This is a genomic window from Halococcus salifodinae DSM 8989 (assembly GCF_000336935.1).
In the GTDB taxonomy this organism is placed as follows: domain Archaea; phylum Halobacteriota; class Halobacteria; order Halobacteriales; family Halococcaceae; genus Halococcus; species Halococcus salifodinae.
The window spans coordinates 1-15,975 of record NZ_AOME01000047.1; the positions used below are offsets into that span (position 1 = coordinate 1).

A 15,975-nucleotide genomic window follows, 5' to 3' on the forward strand; every position below is an offset into this window, starting at 1 on the left:
GGCGGCAGGTCTGCCCTCACTGTGGTGGATACACGTTCGATCGCATCGACTGGTCCTTTGAATCCTAGGTTGGATTCCGGTATAGGTTCGTCAAGCATAATTTCCGTGTAATTCAGGCTTCGGTCTTGATTTCGAATCCAATCGTGCAAGAGCAATCTATCCGCCTGGAATCATCTTTTCCCGAGGCGCTCAGTTCCCGTGGTCATCCTCCTCGCNCACAGATGTTTACAATCTGACTCTGTGGATCGGTCGATATGTGCCCGATGATGGTGGATGTGGAGTTTCTGTCTTGCACCGCATCGTTTGGTAAGAAGAGGTTCCCACTGTCATATCCCCTGAAGTCAGGTAGGTAGTTTTCTCATGCATAGCTGGGCCCGTAATCTTTATCAGTAGTCTAGATCACACAGAAAGCTATGTATAACTGAGGTCGGATAGGTAGATTCGTCATGCAGAGACCACCGCGAAATTTAAATTGCAGAGGTTGGGTTTCTCTGTCTATCGTGCGTGAGAACTCCATTCGTCCAAGTTCAGGTACCAAGACAACGTTTCGGAGAAGGAGAATTCCAGATATGAAACTAGAAGGAGCTTATGCTAGTCGCGTAAGCAAGCGCTCCCGGATCACGAGCAAACACGGGAGCACCGTCATGCACGCGACGAACGCGTAGACGATGNTTATGCTAGTCGCGTAAGCAAGCGCTCCCGGATCACGAGCAAACACGGGAGCACCGTCATGCACGCGACGAACGCGTAGACGATGCTCAATCCGGTCACGATGCCGAACCGCTGGAGCGGCGGCGACAGCGCCAGCGCGAGCACCCCGAAACCGGACGCGGTCGTCACCGCACTGCCAAGCAACGCACCGCCGGTTCCCGTGAGTGCTGTCGACAGTGTGTCTGTGAGCGAGTCGTGACGAGCGCGTTCGTCGACAAACCGTTCGCTGACGTGGATGCTGTAATCCACGCCCAGACCGATCGCCAGACTCGTGATNGTTCGTCGACAAACCGTTCGCTGACGTGGATGCTGTAATCCACGCCCAGACCGATCGCCAGACTCGTGATGACGACGGTTTCGCTGTTGAATGGGATGTCGAGCACTGCCATCGTCCCAAGCAACCATGCAAGCGCGATGACGACGGGAACGAGCGTCACGACACCCAATCCTGGCGTGCGGTTTCGCCACCAGTACAGTCCAACGAGAAGTGCGAGAATGACCCCCAACGTGATGGCGAATCCCTCAACGAGCGTCTCGAACAGCCCGCTCTGGACGACCGCAGTGATGACCGGTCCACCCGTTGCGATGGCCCGTACCGGCGCGTCCCCTTCGATGGCCGAGGCGACGCCCCGAACGTCGCCCGTGACCGACTGGGCCGAGGCGTTCCCCTGCACACCAACTGTCAGTCTGGCGGATTGGTACGACCCGTTGTCGGCACGATAGAGTACCGATGACGCTTGGTCGGGAGCAGCCTCGAACAACAGGTCATAGACCGCCGCAGTATCNGACCCGTTGTCGGCACGATAGAGTACCGATGACGCTTGGTCGGGAGCAGCCTCGAACAACAGGTCATAGACCGCCGCAGTATCTCGATCCGGGAGTCCATCACCATCCGTGTCACGCACTTCGATCGCGTCGGCGACTGTCTCGTTTTGGGCAGCGACACTACGGAGGACGGATGCCGGACTCTCGATCGCGGCTCTTCCATCGGAACCGACGACGATAGTCCCACTGCTGTTCGTGTTCTGGGTCACGTCGTCGATTGCGGTGAGCAGCGCCGGTGCGGTCACGTTCCCGCGTATCAGTATCTGTCCTTCTGCCCCCTGTCCGCGCTGGCGGAAGTTGTCGCTCAGATAGTCGAGGTTCTGGCTCACGTCGTAGTCGCCGGGGGCGAACGGTCCTGGCAGCGATTCCATCCACGCTGGGGCATCCTGTGGCAGGAAGTCGGCCTGGTTGAACTCCGTGTCAATGTCGGTCGCACCGTACGCGCCTGCGGAGGCGAGCACCAGTGCNGGGGCATCCTGTGGCAGGAAGTCGGCCTGGTTGAACTCCGTGTCAATGTCGGTCGCACCGTACGCGCCTGCGGAGGCGAGCACCAGTGCGATCACGATGACGGCGATAGGCGCTCGCCGTGCGAGCGCAGCGGTGCCCGAGAGAAGACGGCTCAACCCTCCTGAACCGACGCCGACGGCAGGATTGTGCCGGTCGCGGCCACGGCGGTCGAAAAACCGTTCGAGTTCGAGTTTGATAGCCGGCACGAGCGCGGCGAAGACGACGAAGATGGCGACGATACCGACACCACTCAAGATGGCGAAATCCTGAATCGATTCCAGCGGACTGACGTAGTTCGAGAGGAAGCCGACCGCTGTCGAGAACGCGGCGGTAGCTAACGCGAGGACGACGCCAGCAATCCCGACACGCATCGCAGTCGTGGGATCGCGCCGATCCACTGTTTCGTCGTCGGTGTCGAGTGTTCCTTCTCGCGCCTCGCGGTAGCGCATGACGACATGGAGCGAGTAATCGATACTTAGACCGATGAGCAAGAACGGCACGGCGATCAGGGTCGAATTCGACGGAATCCCGAGCCAACCCTGTATGCCAGCGTACCAGACTATCACGACGCCGACACCGAAGACGCTCACGAGAACGTCAACAAGGTCGCGGTAGGCAATCGTGAGGACCACGAGTAAGAGGACGATTGCGACCGGCGTGATGATGGTGAAACTATCGCCAATGGCCTGCGAGGACTCCTCGTCGATGATACCTTGTCCGAACACGAACGCGTCGGCGAAGCGGTTCTCGACCAGCGAGTCGATGGCCACCTGCGCGTCGTTCACTNCCTTGTCCGAACACGAACGCGTCGGCGAAGCGGTTCTCGACCAGCGAGTCGATGGCCACCTGCGCGTCGTTCACTGCTGGGGTAGTCGTCGCTGAACCGCTCGGGTTCTGCTGGAAGACGAGGGTAGTTCTCGCGTCGGCTTGCGTTGTCCCCGGTTCGTAATTCGTTGGGAGGAATTCGGTTGGGTCGCTACCCGAAACGGACGCATCCGGGTCGAGGATCCGGCTGAGATACGTCTCGACTTGCTCGTCCGAACTGGATTCGAGTGCGGCGATCTGCTGATCGAGTGTCGGTGCTGACGACTGACCCTGCGCCGCTGATGTATTGTTCCCGCCCGTCGCACGAGAGCTGGCGTTTGCACCCGACGTGTTGGCGCGTTCGCTCTGTTCGTGAGCGTATGCAACGTTCGCCACCACGTTCTCGATGCCGACCATCCCTGTCCCGTCACGAAGCGTCGCATTGATCGATTCGTTTCCGCGGATCTCCTGCTGAAGACGGAGGCTTTTGAGTAGTGACTCGCGGGTGAGAACGTCACCGCCATCGTCCCTGACGACGACCTGTGCAACAACTGCATCGTCCGTCTCGTACGTCGCTTCGATGCGGTCGAGTGCCGCCTGCTCCGGGGAATCAATACCGGCCTGGCCGATTTCCCCTTCGCTAGTGGTTCCAATGACTGCGCCAGCACCAACGACGGCACTGATGACGAGCAACAGAGCGATTATCAGTTTGCTCCGTGAGGCGAGCACCTCCGCGTATCGAGAGGTCAGTTCCCGCTTCATCGGTTACCGTCACCACCTGTTACGGGAGTGGCTGCGGAATCGGATCGAGTGATGGGGATTTCGGACCAGTTCATACGTTCTCTCCGATGGCGACTGATAAGGAGCGATGGAAGGTTCCCAAAACGTGGGACAACTGGCTGTAGTTTTGAAAGCCAACCCAGATAGCGGTCTTCAGTGAGAACGAATCGGATGCTACGTCCGGTAAAGCCCAACGATCATGACGACGAACCCGAGACAGATAATCACGCTCTCGAGGAGCATTCCGGCGGTGACTGAAGCGCCGCCGATGTGGTGGAACACGCCGACCAGAAACGTTCCGAGAGTGATGACCGCTAATCCCACCGCAAAGTACTGGAGACCAGCGATCCGTGTTCGGTTGTAGGCTCTGTACGCCATCAGCGAGACGACTCCCCCGAGGACGAGAGCAGCAATCTTGACGACGACGAGCAATGCGACGAGTAGCTCCATCACGACTCCTCCTTCATTGCCGACCAGAACGTAGCCAGTCGGTCCTCCGGGTCCGTCTCCGGACGGGTCACCGTCATGGAGAACTCGCCGGTGTCGTCAATACCAATTGAGATATCCGTGAAATCCCGCTCGTAGAGCGTGACGTTTGGCCCGTCGCGTCGAACCTCCGTATACTCTCGAACGAGTGCCGATTCGCGGAGTAGTTCGAGTTTCCGATACACCGTCGAGCTAGAGAGATCACAGTCATCACGCAGGTCGCTTGCCGATTTCGGCTCGTTTAGCCGAGTAAGAATCTCTCGACAGGTACTGTCGTCGAGCGACTGCAACACTGGCGGGAGAGCGGATCCATCGGATTCGTCGATTTCGTCGGACGACCATCGAGCCATTTCGGTAGATGAGTCAGTCGAGCCAGTATTCGACGGGATCAGTGATAATCGATTCGCCCCACTGTGTTGCTCGCTCATCTCAGGTGCTGTATGCTGTGGTTCTGTTTCGAGAGTCGACGGCACTCATGTCTTGTCGTACTCGATTCTTTCGGCGGAGAGGGTATAGGAGTCTCGGTCATTCCCAGATAGCTGGAATAGCCCGATTCCAATCCCTCCATGCGATTTCTGCTCGTCTACGGATGCCACTCCCAACATCTGGGACGCCCCCATCGATGTTTATCCTCCAGATTCGAATACGACACTGATGACGCACGAAGCCATCACCCGAGTCGATCCACGAGACACTGGACGTATGATCGAAGTCGGCGCAGCACCCCGACCGAGCAAAGTCATTACGATGGGCGCACCGCTGAGCACGAGGGTTCACCGATGACGAGTGTCCTCGATATAGCGATGACCATCCACACGATCTTCGCTGCGCTTTGGACGGGTGGCNGGCGCTGTTATCCCGGCAGCACGCAGCGAGTTGCTGAGTACGGAAGGGCTGACTCTCATCGCACGACGGTTCTGGTATCTCACGGTCGGCTCAGTCCTCCTGTTGTTGTTCAGCGGCGGGCATCTCGCAGGGACGCTCTATACCGCCGAAACACTCCAGTCAACCGGCCGAGGGAATCTCGTACTGGCGATGGTCGGCCTCTGGCTCGTCCTCGCAGTCGTGCTTTTCTTCGGCTTCCGTCGGTTGACCAGCACCCAACCGGAGCAGTCAGCGGTAGTGGCAGCAACGAAAGCGCGACCGTGGTTTCTCGGAGCGAGTGGTGTCTCGGTAGCACTACTCGTCATCGCTGGGTTTCTCTAACTCACTCAGAGAAAAATCAAAAATAGCGTTTCGTCACACCGGATAGAAGCCGATGATCTCGTTGGATTCGTTTCGGACGTCATCTACCATCGCGCAGGCGCGCTGCGAGCACGCCACGGACTACACCGAGGTCGAGACCCTAATCTGTCGGCTCCCGTCTGCCCACCTCACGTTCACGGCACTATTCAGTAGTTTTTATTTCACACTCTGGTCGGACGATTCCGAAACATCTACTCGAGATGATCAGTACTCGTTTATCACGTCGGAAGAACAGCCGAAACGAACACCCGAACCGTGCATTAATTGGCTACCTAGCCGACATCAGCCTGATTAAGGTAGTTTGCACTTGCACCAGTCAACTTCTCGCGCTGGATGCGCTGGCTAGGTACCGGCTCTTGCGCCCATATTTTTCATCACGCGCTGTGGGGATAGCAGAATTCCTATCGAATCAGTTTCAGGTATTGAGTTGACGACTACCTGACGGGGTCAACCAACTGAACCGGGTGCTGGCTCGGCCGCTCTAGCAACGACTCCAACTGTTCGAGACAGGATGTTCCACTCGCTACGACAGTGCGGTCGCGTGCATTCTCGGCTTGGAACTGCGATTCGAGTTCACTGCCGACATCCATGCTCAATTCGTAGTATTCGCGCTTGTAGCCAAAGGAACCGGCCATCCCACAGCACTCGGTTTCCGAGGTCAACACATCGTAGCCGAGTTCATCGAGAACGGCAACGGTGTGGGCTTCGAGTCCAAGCGTTCGCTGCTGGCAGTGGCTGTGGTAGGCCACCCCCTCGCCGCCACCTGCTCGCAGTTCTCGACCACTCGCCCCATTTTCGAGCAGTCCGTAAACGTACTCCATGATTTCGTAGCTGTTGCTATCGAGACGTTCTGCGGATTGTTCGGGCAGGAACTTCTCGTACTCGCCGGCGAACATGGCGAGGTCGGAGGGTTCGATCACCACCACGTCCCGGCCGGCGTCGATGTGCTCTGCGAGGTCTGCGTAGACTTCGTGAGCGTGGCGTTCAGCAGTCCCAATCATTCCCTGCGAGAGCGGAGCACGCCCGCTGGACGCCACCTCGGGAATTTGTACTGAGACGCCGAGCGCTTCCAGAACACGGACGGCGGCCTTTCCGCGCTCAACCTGTACATGATTGGTGTAGGCGTCGGGATAGAGCACGGCTTCTCGACTTGCATCAGTCCGTGAAATGCGCGAGCCACCGCGCGCCTCAAACCACTTCCTGAGCGTTTCGCGCCGAAATTTCGGGAGGTCTCGACGGCGGTCGATTCCCATGAATCGCTCCATGAGCACCTGCGCAGGCTTGGTCCCAGCCAGCCAGTTCGACATCGGCGCGGTGGCGCTGCCCAGTTTGGCGAGGGTCGCGTAGTTACCGAAAAACCGTTTCTGGAGGTCCATTCTACCGGGTTCCTCGTCGGGCGTCAACCCCTCCACCAGGAAATCGAATTCAGTCTGGTCCTCGTGGTTGATGCGGTCCCTGACGACCGTGTTTATCCACGGGATGTCGATTTTCACGGGACACGCATTCACGCAGCGCGAACAGCCCGTACAGAGGTCGTTGAACTCGGCGGCGCTGTCCTGACTGTGGACGCCGGCCTCCCAGCCGGTGGCGATACCGCCGGAGTACGTCTCGCCGCCGAAGGCATGGCCGCCGACGTGTTGGAAGTTCGCACACGAGTTCGCACATGCCGAACACCGGATGCAGTACAGCGTCTCCCGGAGTTGGTCGTCCTCGCGCATCTCCATGCGGCCGTTGTCGATGAGCACGAGGTGGAACTCGCGATCGTCGCCGGGACCGAGTTCGTCTCCCTCGTCGAAAGTCGGTGAGTCGCCGGGCGGCGTGAAAAGCGAGATATAGGAGGTGATGTCCTGTCCGGTCCCCGACCGGCCGATGAGTTCGACGAACGGCTGGAGGTCCTCAACGCTCGGGACGAGTTTCTCTACGCCCGCGACCGCAATATGGGTGTCCGTCGCCTGCACGCACTTGCGGGCGTTGCCTTCGCTTGTGACCAGCGCGAGTGTGCCGGTATCCGCCGTGACGAAGTTTGCCCCCGTCATTCCGACCTCGGCGTCCATGATCTTCTCACCGAGATACTCACGGGCGAACTGTGTCAGCTCCTCGGCGGTTTCGAGGGGCTCTTCCGGGTCGAAGTGCGCGTTGAACAGGTCCGCAATCTCCTCGCGGGACTTGTGGATAGCGGGTGCGACGATGTGTGACGGCGCTTCGTCGGCAACCTGCAGGACGAACTCGGCGAGGTCAGTCTCCCAGACGTCCGCGCCGCTGGCTTCGAGAGACTCGTTCGCCTCGATCTCCTCGCTGGTCATCGACTTCGACTTCACGACATCGCGGCCGCCGGCGACCTCCGTTATGTATCGGTTCGCGTCGGCGGCGTCGTCAGCGAGATAGACTGTACCGCCGTTGGTTTCGACCGCCTCGATAACCTGATGGATGAGTTCGGGCAGGCGTTCGATGGTGTCTTCCTTAATGGCGCGGGCCTCGTCTTTGAGGCCGTCGTAGTCTTCGAGATCCGCAGTAGATTCGTAGCGGCCATCGTTGAAGACCTGTGTGTTCTCATGGACGTTGTTGCCCTCGGTGTCGAGGAGGTGGCGGATGCGTTCGGCTTTTCGCTGGCGGTCATCGACGCTCATCTACCTGTCCTCCAGGAGAACGACGGTGACGTCCATCGGGCCGTGGGCTCCCTTCACGAGCGCGCCCATGTCTGCTGTGGCGCTCGGCCCGGTCGCGATGACGGCTTGCCCGGTGCCGCTACGGATGTCCTCGGCGAGTCGATCGAACGTCGTGTCCATATCTGGGAGGATATCGCTGCCGGCGATGACGGCGACGTGTTCGTCGGCGTAGAGGCTAACCGGTTCCTCGCCGTCAGGGCCGCCCTGGATGACCACGGAGCCGTAGTCGGCGATGGCGTATCCGGCGGCGGTGACGCCGGTTTCCGCAGTTTCGAGTTCCTGCACCGTCGGATCGACCTCTACGGCGTCCGGCAGGGAGACGTTCTCGAACGGAAGCGGAGTGCCAACCGCGCGAGCGTTGAGGAGCGGGATAAGCGTCGACTCGAACTGGTCAGAAGTCGTCTGAACGAGTTCGACCCCGACCTCGTCGAGGGACGACTCGAAGGTCGTGATTGGTTCGGCTGACATCTGGCGGACGTTTATGAAACAGCCTAATGGGTGTTTCCCTCCACGCATTCCCACGACAGAACATTACATATATTTGATTATACACTCTCACCATCCACGGCGGAATTTGATGGATGATAGTAGATGAAAAAAGAGTTACATATGCTTGTTGTTCGATGGCGAAACATAGCCGATCGAACACCTAGACGAGCGGATTGAGGAGCGAGCAGAAGGGTGCAGAGAGACGCAACTCCTCATGACGATTCCGGGTATCAGCCACTACTCAGCATTGGTGATTTACGTGGAGATCGGTGAGATTGACCGATTTGATCGAGCCAAGGAAGTGGTGCGGTACGTGGGATTGAACCCAGTGATCCGCGAGTCTGGCGACTCGCGGTTCGAAGGAAGAATCTCGAAGAATGGGTCGGGAAAGGTGCGGTGGGTGCTGGTCCAGGCGGTTCATTCAGCGGTTCATACGGTCGGTGACGAGTATCTGAGTCGATTCTATAACCGCATCAAGCGGCGGAAGAACAAGCAGAAGGCAGCGGTGGCGACTGCCCGGAAGATGTTGGTGTCGATCTACCATATGTTAGATCGCGGCGAAGTGTACGATCCACCCGGCGTGACAGCCTAAGCAGCTGATTGCGCGGTTGGTGGCGGTGTGAGCGACAGCTACCGCAATAGGATGTCTTCCGCCTGTCGGTGGTGAGGGAGAATTGGTTCGCCGTCAGTTGGTTTTGTGGCGGGAGAAGCTACTCGGTTAACTGGGCGAAAGAATCAAGCTTCCTGGTTGGCTTGGTTCAGGTAGCAGATTTTCCCATACGTGACTTCAGGAACACGAACACCACCAACCCAACGGGGCGAGCCCCCGGGATCACGCGTTCGCCCGGATCAGGGCGCTATCGAAGCTCGGCTCGACGTTCGTCCCGCTCTCGAACCTTGTCATGGCGATTCCGGGCGTTCGGGCCGTGCTGGAGCGGACGGTCGGCATCGCGCGCGAGCGGTCGCTACCGATGTTTCACCGGCGCAGGTTTGCGGAGTGGTTTTGAGCAGCGGGACGATTCGTGGGTTCCCACGGCTGGGAACGATCGGCGGGCGTTGCTGTTCCAGCGGACCCAAATCGGTGACAGGCCGGGCACGAAGGGTGGGCCACCCAATCCTGTGGAGAAACTCGCCGCGGCGCTGTCCCAACCGGGCTGACTGACCCGCCCCGGTTGGCCCGCTGGGCTGTGACCGGACTACCGGTCGGCGAGGAACCGCCGGAGACTAGTGCGGGGATCGAACCCGAGCGTGCCGTGGTGTTCGACCCCGAACCCTCGACGGCGACCGAGGCTGGTCAGTGCGTCGGTCAGCGCGGCCACATCGACGGGCGCGTGGACCCGGTAGGCGTAGGGCGGGCCCGCCGTGACGTCGATGGTCACCTTCGGACGACCGACGGACCGTCCGTCGTAGATCCTGACGCGCTCGATGTCGGCGTACGCGATCCGGTGGATTCGCTCGGCCATCTCAACGAGCCCCCCAACGCCGGCCTCGCGGTACCGCTTTGCGGCCGCCGCCCCGACTTCGTGGCGCCCGCGGAGGATGCCGGAAAGTGGCGTCAGGTAGCGATACTCCGGTACGACGAGCGTGTCGTCGGTGAACAGCAGGTCCGCCACCCGTAGGGGGAAGGCTCCAGCCATGACGCGATGGACGTGGACATGGACCGCAGGCGGCCGGTCGCTCACGCCGACTCACCGCCTGCGATCCCTCGCCGGAAAAAGAGGAGGCCACCGCCGACGAACAGCACGCCGGCAAGCGTTCCGGTGAGGGCAAGCCAGACGCCGGCGGCGACGCCGGCTACACCGAAAAGTAGCGACAGTGGTCGGCGGATGTCGCCCCTGGCGTGCAGCCACAGTTCGGCGGCGTAGGTCAGGACCATCCCCGCGAGCACGGCCGCGACGACGAGCGCCCGCATCGAGCGGGGGAGCGGTGCCGAACGCACGAGCAGGACGGCCGCGACGCCGCCGGCGTAGATCCACCGGCGGCGGTCGACGATCCGTCGGATCGCGGGCGTCGCCATCAGGGGAGATACCACGCCGATTCGTCGGCCTGGTCGACGGTGTCGCGTTTCGTTCGCTTCCCGCGGACGGACGTTGCGATGACCGCCAGCTCTACGGCGACGAATGCAGCGAACAGCGCATACCCCCCGACGCCGCTGCCGATCACGGCGGGGTCAGTGTCGAACGCCGCCAGGCCGAGGGTATTAGCGAACACGTTGCCGATGAGCAGGACGCTGAAGTAGCCGAAAAAGCCGCTCGCCCACCACTGCGTGACCACTCGAAACCAGCCGGGCTGGGTGTGTTCGGGAAGTCGCCGAGTGTTGACGACGAGCAGGAGGACGGTATATGGCCACATCATTACTCCGGACATCGCTGCGGAGATCACCAGCAGACTGAACGGCTGCTCGATGGCGATCGGGAGCGAGAGGATGACGATTCCCCAGAGGATGAACACCGTCAGCAGCCCCCAGAAGATCCGCGGGAGGCTCCAGCCAGCACCCCGGCCGTACAGCTCGTAGATGACGTCGGCGCTGTTGCGGACGAACGACTCAATGATCGCGTACTCAGTGGTCAAAAGCGCCAGAAACAGCGTCGCGAAGAGGAGTGCGCTGCCGAACGCGCCGACCTGCGGGGCGACCACCTCGGTCCACATGGCGACGCCGTCGTCGGTCGTTCCCTGTGCGTACTCCGCCGCCGTGGCCATCAACATCGTCGCCGCGACGAGCAGGCCGACCACGAACGTCAGGAAGTGTTCGAGCTGTGCGAGCCGCCACCACCCCCGCCACCGGCGCAGGTTTGTCACCGTTGGCGGGAACGTGAAGCCGTCCCGCTGGACCGGTTCGGGATCGTCCCCGACGATAGGGTTCTTGATGCGGCCCTGGTAGCGGCTCATGCCGTAGCCCTTCTCGCGGACCCAGAGGCTCTGTGAGAGGTTCAGGTAGCCGCCGGCCCCAGCGTAGGCGAGTCCACCGAGGAAGACGGCAATGTCGCTTCCGGGCGGGATCGCGCCGACGCTGGCGACGCCCCCAGGGACCTTCGCCAGCTCGTTGACCGACCCGAGCGCCACGAACAGGACGATGGCGAACACGACCGAGAGCGAGACGAGCACGATCTGGAGCCGTTCGACGACGTTGTACATCAGCGGCGTGAGCTGGTAGGTCAGCCAGATGAGCACCATCAGGACGATCCCGAGCAGCCGCCAGGCGTCGAGTTGCACCGCCCCCAAGTCGAGCACCAGCGATTCGATCCCGAGGCCGATCGCCCCGATGTTGGCGGCACTCGCGGCCCAGCCCGGCCAGCCGAGGCTGATGAATCCCAACACGAGGAAGGAGAGCGGCCAGAGGCGATGGAGTCGTTCGAATCCCCGGAAGATCGACTCGCTCGTAGCAAGCGTCCAGCGCTGGATCTCCGTGTTCACGAAAAACTGCGTGAGGACGCCGATGAAGAACGCCCAGTAGAGCACCCAGCCGTGCTGGGCGATCAACACTGGCCAGAACAAGGTCTCGCCGCTCCCGAGCGACGCGCCGAGCATGATCGCGCTCGGGCCGAGGACGTGCGATAGCTTCGGGACGCGGGGGAGGTCGAGTACTCGGTAGCCGCCCTCGTCGCGCCCGCGGTCCGGATACGCCTCGGTCTCCGGCGCGACGTCGAGATTATCGTAGGCCGTTGGGACATAGGAGCTCGCGCGGTAGACGCGTCCCTCGTCTTCTGAGGCGTAGACATCGCCGTCGCTCACCATCCGTCGGTCGTCGCTCATAGGTGTTGTTCACAGCCGAGACGCCGGCTCGTGATTCTCACGTGGCCTGTATCACAGAACACCGGCAATAAAGCGTTCGTTCATATGTAGTACATTGTCGATGCAATTCCATCCTGCGATTCTATCGGCTCTCCAGTGAATTGAGATCCGTCCTGAGAACTACTCTGTGTTCTGATTGCTGCACACACTCTAGTCGGGGAAGCTCTATCAATAATCTCTCATAAATGAGCGGGAAGCGTTTATCCCCCGAGGAAGTGCCAGATGTGGCCGCGTTCCTCCGGCGGATCGACGCCCGGAAGCTGGGCCAGCGCCGGTTGGATAGCGTTCCACCAGCCCTCGGCGGTCTCGTACTCGGCAGGGTACTCCGAGAACACCTCTTGGAGGAAATCCGATTTCTTAGCCTCCGGGTGCTCCTGCAGATACTCGTAGGCGGCACGGAGGGCGGCCTGACGCGATTCCAGCGTCTTGCCGGTGCCGGGGAGGTCGACATCCTCAACCGGCGGTTCGGCGGACGGCTCGGCCAGCACCCCGTCGGGGGGTTCCGCGATGGGAACCCACCACACCCGGCTGCGGGAACCGACCTTCCGCGTGTCGAGGGTCCCCCGGTCGACGAGCTCGTTGAGCTTGTTGTGGGCCGTGCGGCGGGAGCATCCGACAGTCTGAATGACGTCGCTTGCCGTCACCGGCCGTGCGTGGTCGTCGCGGCCCTCGAAGACCGAAAGCACGGCGTCGAGCGGGATGCGATCAGCGTGGCGGGCGTCTCCCTTCACTTCGCGCCCTCGGACCATATACCCTCAATGTGGACGAACCGTCAAAGGGTTGTTGACCGAGCTACCGGCGTCGCGTTTCCGTGAACTCCGGAACCACCTCAATACGTGTGGATCGGCGTCTCATACGAGTGTACCAGCTCTTGCACACGTGTGCACGGCCAGTGCATACGTGTGTATGCCGTCAATCCGCCCGCATGGACGCTGTTCGAACCGATGGCGCGATCGTTCCCGTCCCGTCGTCCCGCCGCCGAGAACCGCGGACGCGCGAGAGAGAACACCGAAGCAGGCGGTCCGAATCGGATCCGATAGCCGGCCGAATCGAGGCGATACGAATGAGAACACACCGAAAACCGAGGCGTACCGACGGGTCCGGCTCCCGCAGGGAACAATATCTGTGGGACCGATGACTGACTTCTACCAAAAGTATAAGTGACGCCGTTTCTGTTCTATTTTCATGCCAGACTCGATCGGGATGGCAGCCAGACCGGCATCGACAGGTGGACGTACAGTAGATCCGGGAGTCTCACGGCGACGCTCCTGTGTAGACTGCAGGAATATCATGTTAACACCGAGCAATCGATGTAGAATGATGGCCAGTATGGCGAGAAATCGGGTGGTTCAGGAGTTGATCAGTCACTCATTCGATTGGTTCCACTACGCTACAGAAAAACGACGAGGGGAGAAGACTCGCCATGGCTGATTTGGCACTCGTCTCGTTAGCGCTGCTGCCGCTGGTGGCGATCACTGTGCTCATGGTGATTCTCTACCAGCCGGCGACGCGCACCATGCCGATCGCGTGGGTGATCGCCATCGCCGTCGGGTATGTCGGCTGGAATATGTCGCCGGAACTGATCGCGGCCGCATCAATCGCCGGCGTCTTCACAGCCACCGAGATTCTGTGGATCGTCTTCGGCGCGATACTGCTGTTGTATACACTGAAGCAGTCCGGCGCGTTCGACGTCATCAACGCCGGTTTCTCCTCGATCAGCGACGACCGGCGTGTTCAGGTTGTATTGCTCGTTTTCCTCATGGGCTCGTTCATCGAGGGTGCGGCTGGCTTCGGCACGCCTGCGGCCATCGTCGGCCCACTGCTGGTAGGCCTCGGCTTCCCGCCGTTGGCGGCGGTGGTCGTCGCGCTCACGGGCAACCTGATGGCGATTACCTTCGGCGCGGTCGGGACGCCGCTCATCATTGGTCTCGAAGAGGTCTTCAGCCAGAACACCGCGATCCAGTCTACGATACAGGATCAGGGATTAACCGTTACCGAGTACGTCGCAGATGTCGCCATCTGGGCGGCGTCCATCCATGCGGTCGTCGGCATCGTGCTCCCCTTTATTAGCGTGGCAATGATGACGCGCTTTTTTGGCGAGGAGCGCTCGATCAGGCCGGCGCTGGAGGTACTGCCGCTGACGCTGTTCGCGTGGGCCTCCTTTGCCGTCCCGTACTGGGCGACCGCATACTTCTTAGGACCGACCTTCCCTGCGTTGTTGGGCGCGATGGTCGGATTGTTCGTTACAGCAACGACGCTTCGGGCCGGTTACCTGCTTCCGGACGACGAGTGGGACTTCAGTCCCCGGGAGAGCTGGCCGGACCACTGGGTCGGCGATATCGAGCCCGGTGAGAGCACCAGGGGCGGGCAGACGGTTGCAGCCGATGGCGGAACCGTCGAAACCAGCCCGAATCGGAGGATGTCGCTCGGGATGGCGTGGCTCCCGTACGTCCTGACCGCCGCGTTGCTCGTCGCAACACGGGTCTGGGACCCACTGCAAACATTCCTGACATCAAATATGATAATAGCGTGGAACGACATTTTCGGGACGGGGCTTGACGGATCGTTCCGGACGCTGTACCTTCCCGGTGCGATTTTCGTCTTTGTGAGTATCCTGACCTACGGGCTCCACGGAATGGACACCGAAGAGATCACTGCCTCCTGGAAGGAAACGGTCCAGAAGATCCTGCCGGCGGTGATCGCGCTGTGGTTTGCGGTTGCGACGGTCCAGGTCATGATCAACTCCGGGCAGGCCGGGGAACTCGACAGTATGCTCGTGATCCTTTCGGACCTGACGGCAAACGCCGCAGGTGCGATTTATCCATTCTTCGCCGCGCTCGTGGGCGCATTCGGTGCGTTCATCGCGGGGTCGAACACGGTCAGTGACATCCTCTTCGGGACGTTCCAGTTCACCGCCGCGCAAAACATCGGCGTGCCGACTCAGATCGTCGTCGGTGCACAGGCGGTCGGCGGTGCGATCGGGAACCTCATTGCGATCCACAACGTCGTCGCAGCGCTGGCAGTCGTCGGCCTCGTCGGCGAGGAGGGACGGGTCATCCGCTTGGAGTTGATCCCGTTAGCCTACTACGCGACGGCTACAGGATTGCTGACGCTGTTGTTCGGTTACATCGTCGCCCCGGGGGCGTTTTGAGGACCCGGTCGGTCACACTCTCCGAACCCACATCGACGCCATGTTACACGACTCAGCTTTGCACGTTTATAAGAAGTCTTCTGAACGTGGATTAGACAACGTGAGAGTGCCTATTTCGCTCCGTGATTCCTCGTAGATCGGTGATCAACCAGCCGGTGATCATCAAATTTGGCCCGATCTGGCCCGTACTCGCCTCCACAGCAGGCCTGTCAAGTCACAGACTATCGGTCAGATACTGCTCTGTGGAGGGTGAGACGGAAGAATTCGGAGTTGCTTATAAATGTGCAAAGTCGAGCTAATGGAACAACCCCGACACCACCCTGTCAGTAGACACTCCCTTCGTTGCAGGGTGAAATCACTCAAGTCCCGGAGTACCACATATGCAAATCGCCACCACGAACTAGGCTGCAATCCCAAGCAGTCCAATTTCCGGCTCTGTTGAATCGCCGTAAGGCGGTGGAATTCACTGTGTGACGGAGCGTTTGATGTTGTAGACGACACACATCAGGGTGATCTCTC

9 protein-coding genes and 3 pseudogenes are annotated in these 15,975 nt (G+C 60.4%); 3 read left to right on the forward strand and 9 right to left on the reverse strand.

All coding sequences use genetic code 11. The features are described from left to right. Nucleotides 1-672: 672 nt before the first annotated feature. From C450_RS06600 to C450_RS06610, 3 genes and pseudogenes are all read right to left on the reverse strand, one after another. A pseudogene (locus tag C450_RS06600) lies at nt 673-3,609 on the reverse strand (efflux RND transporter permease subunit). 192 nt (nt 3,610-3,801) lie between these two features. Beyond that, the gene (locus C450_RS06605; RefSeq protein ID WP_005041768.1) at nt 3,802-4,077 is read right to left on the reverse strand and encodes a DUF7521 family protein; all 276 of its coding nucleotides are present in this window, start codon (nt 4,075-4,077) and stop codon (nt 3,802-3,804) included. Further along, a complete protein-coding gene (locus C450_RS06610) occupies nt 4,077-4,463 on the reverse strand; it encodes a winged helix-turn-helix domain-containing protein (RefSeq protein ID WP_005041770.1) in 387 nt (128 codons plus the stop codon). Before C450_RS06610 ends, C450_RS06605 begins: the two co-directional genes overlap by 1 nt. A gap of 429 nt (nt 4,464-4,892) precedes the next feature. Here C450_RS06610 and C450_RS06615 point away from each other — a divergent pair. After that, nucleotides 4,893-5,319, forward strand: a pseudogene (locus C450_RS06615) (hypothetical protein). 473 nt (nt 5,320-5,792) lie between these two features. Here C450_RS06615 and C450_RS06620 read toward each other — a convergent pair. After that, a complete protein-coding gene (locus tag C450_RS06620; RefSeq protein ID WP_005041774.1) occupies nt 5,793-7,985 on the reverse strand; it encodes an LUD domain-containing protein in 2,193 nt (730 codons plus the stop codon). Beyond that, a complete protein-coding gene (locus tag C450_RS06625) occupies nt 7,986-8,492 on the reverse strand; it encodes a LutC/YkgG family protein (protein WP_005041777.1) in 507 nt (168 codons plus the stop codon). 181 nt (nt 8,493-8,673) lie between these two features. Between C450_RS06625 and C450_RS06630 the strand changes: the two are divergent. Beyond that, nucleotides 8,674-9,105, forward strand: a pseudogene (locus tag C450_RS06630) (transposase); the annotation flags it as partial. A 604-nt stretch (nt 9,106-9,709) separates the two neighbouring features. Here C450_RS06630 and C450_RS06635 read toward each other — a convergent pair. The 4 genes from C450_RS06635 to C450_RS06650 form a co-directional block, all read right to left on the reverse strand. Beyond that, nucleotides 9,710-10,195: a hypothetical protein gene (locus tag C450_RS06635; protein WP_152424450.1), complete on the reverse strand. Its 486-nt coding sequence runs from the start codon at nt 10,193-10,195 to the stop codon at nt 9,710-9,712. Further along, nucleotides 10,192-10,545 carry a hypothetical protein gene (locus C450_RS06640; protein WP_152424451.1) on the reverse strand — a complete coding sequence of 118 codons (354 nt, stop codon included), beginning with the start codon at nt 10,543-10,545 and terminating at the stop codon, nt 10,192-10,194. The genes C450_RS06635 and C450_RS06640 overlap by 4 nt, the downstream gene beginning before the upstream one ends. After that, nucleotides 10,530-12,266: an Nramp family divalent metal transporter gene (locus tag C450_RS06645; RefSeq protein ID WP_005041785.1), complete on the reverse strand. Its 1,737-nt coding sequence runs from the start codon at nt 12,264-12,266 to the stop codon at nt 10,530-10,532. The genes C450_RS06640 and C450_RS06645 overlap by 16 nt, the downstream gene beginning before the upstream one ends. Nucleotides 12,267-12,505: 239 nt before the next feature. Then, a complete protein-coding gene (locus C450_RS06650) occupies nt 12,506-13,054 on the reverse strand; it encodes a helix-turn-helix transcriptional regulator (protein ID WP_005041788.1) in 549 nt (182 codons plus the stop codon). 674 nt (nt 13,055-13,728) lie between these two features. Between C450_RS06650 and C450_RS06655 the strand changes: the two genes are divergently transcribed. After that, nucleotides 13,729-15,456 (forward strand): L-lactate permease, encoded by a 1,728-nt coding sequence (locus tag C450_RS06655; RefSeq protein ID WP_005041790.1) that lies wholly within the window; start codon nt 13,729-13,731, stop codon nt 15,454-15,456. Nucleotides 15,457-15,975 lie beyond the last annotated feature (519 nt).

Bases quoted from the DNA above. Each gene is read 5' to 3' on its own strand.
- C450_RS06605 (WP_005041768.1), bottom strand. From the start codon at position 4,077: ATGGAGCTACTCGTCGCATTGCTCGTCGTCGTCAAGATTGCTGCTCTC.
- C450_RS06610 (WP_005041770.1), bottom strand. From the start codon at position 4,463: ATGGCTCGATGGTCGTCCGACGAAATCGACGAATCCGATGGATCCGCT.
- C450_RS06620 (WP_005041774.1), bottom strand. From the start codon at position 7,985: ATGAGCGTCGATGACCGCCAGCGAAAAGCCGAACGCATCCGCCACCTC.
- C450_RS06625 (WP_005041777.1), bottom strand. From the start codon at position 8,492: ATGTCAGCCGAACCAATCACGACCTTCGAGTCGTCCCTCGACGAGGTC.
- C450_RS06645 (WP_005041785.1), bottom strand. From the start codon at position 12,266: ATGAGCGACGACCGACGGATGGTGAGCGACGGCGATGTCTACGCCTCA.
- C450_RS06650 (WP_005041788.1), bottom strand. From the start codon at position 13,054: ATGGTCCGAGGGCGCGAAGTGAAGGGAGACGCCCGCCACGCTGATCGC.
- C450_RS06655 (WP_005041790.1), top strand. From the start codon at position 13,729: ATGGCTGATTTGGCACTCGTCTCGTTAGCGCTGCTGCCGCTGGTGGCG.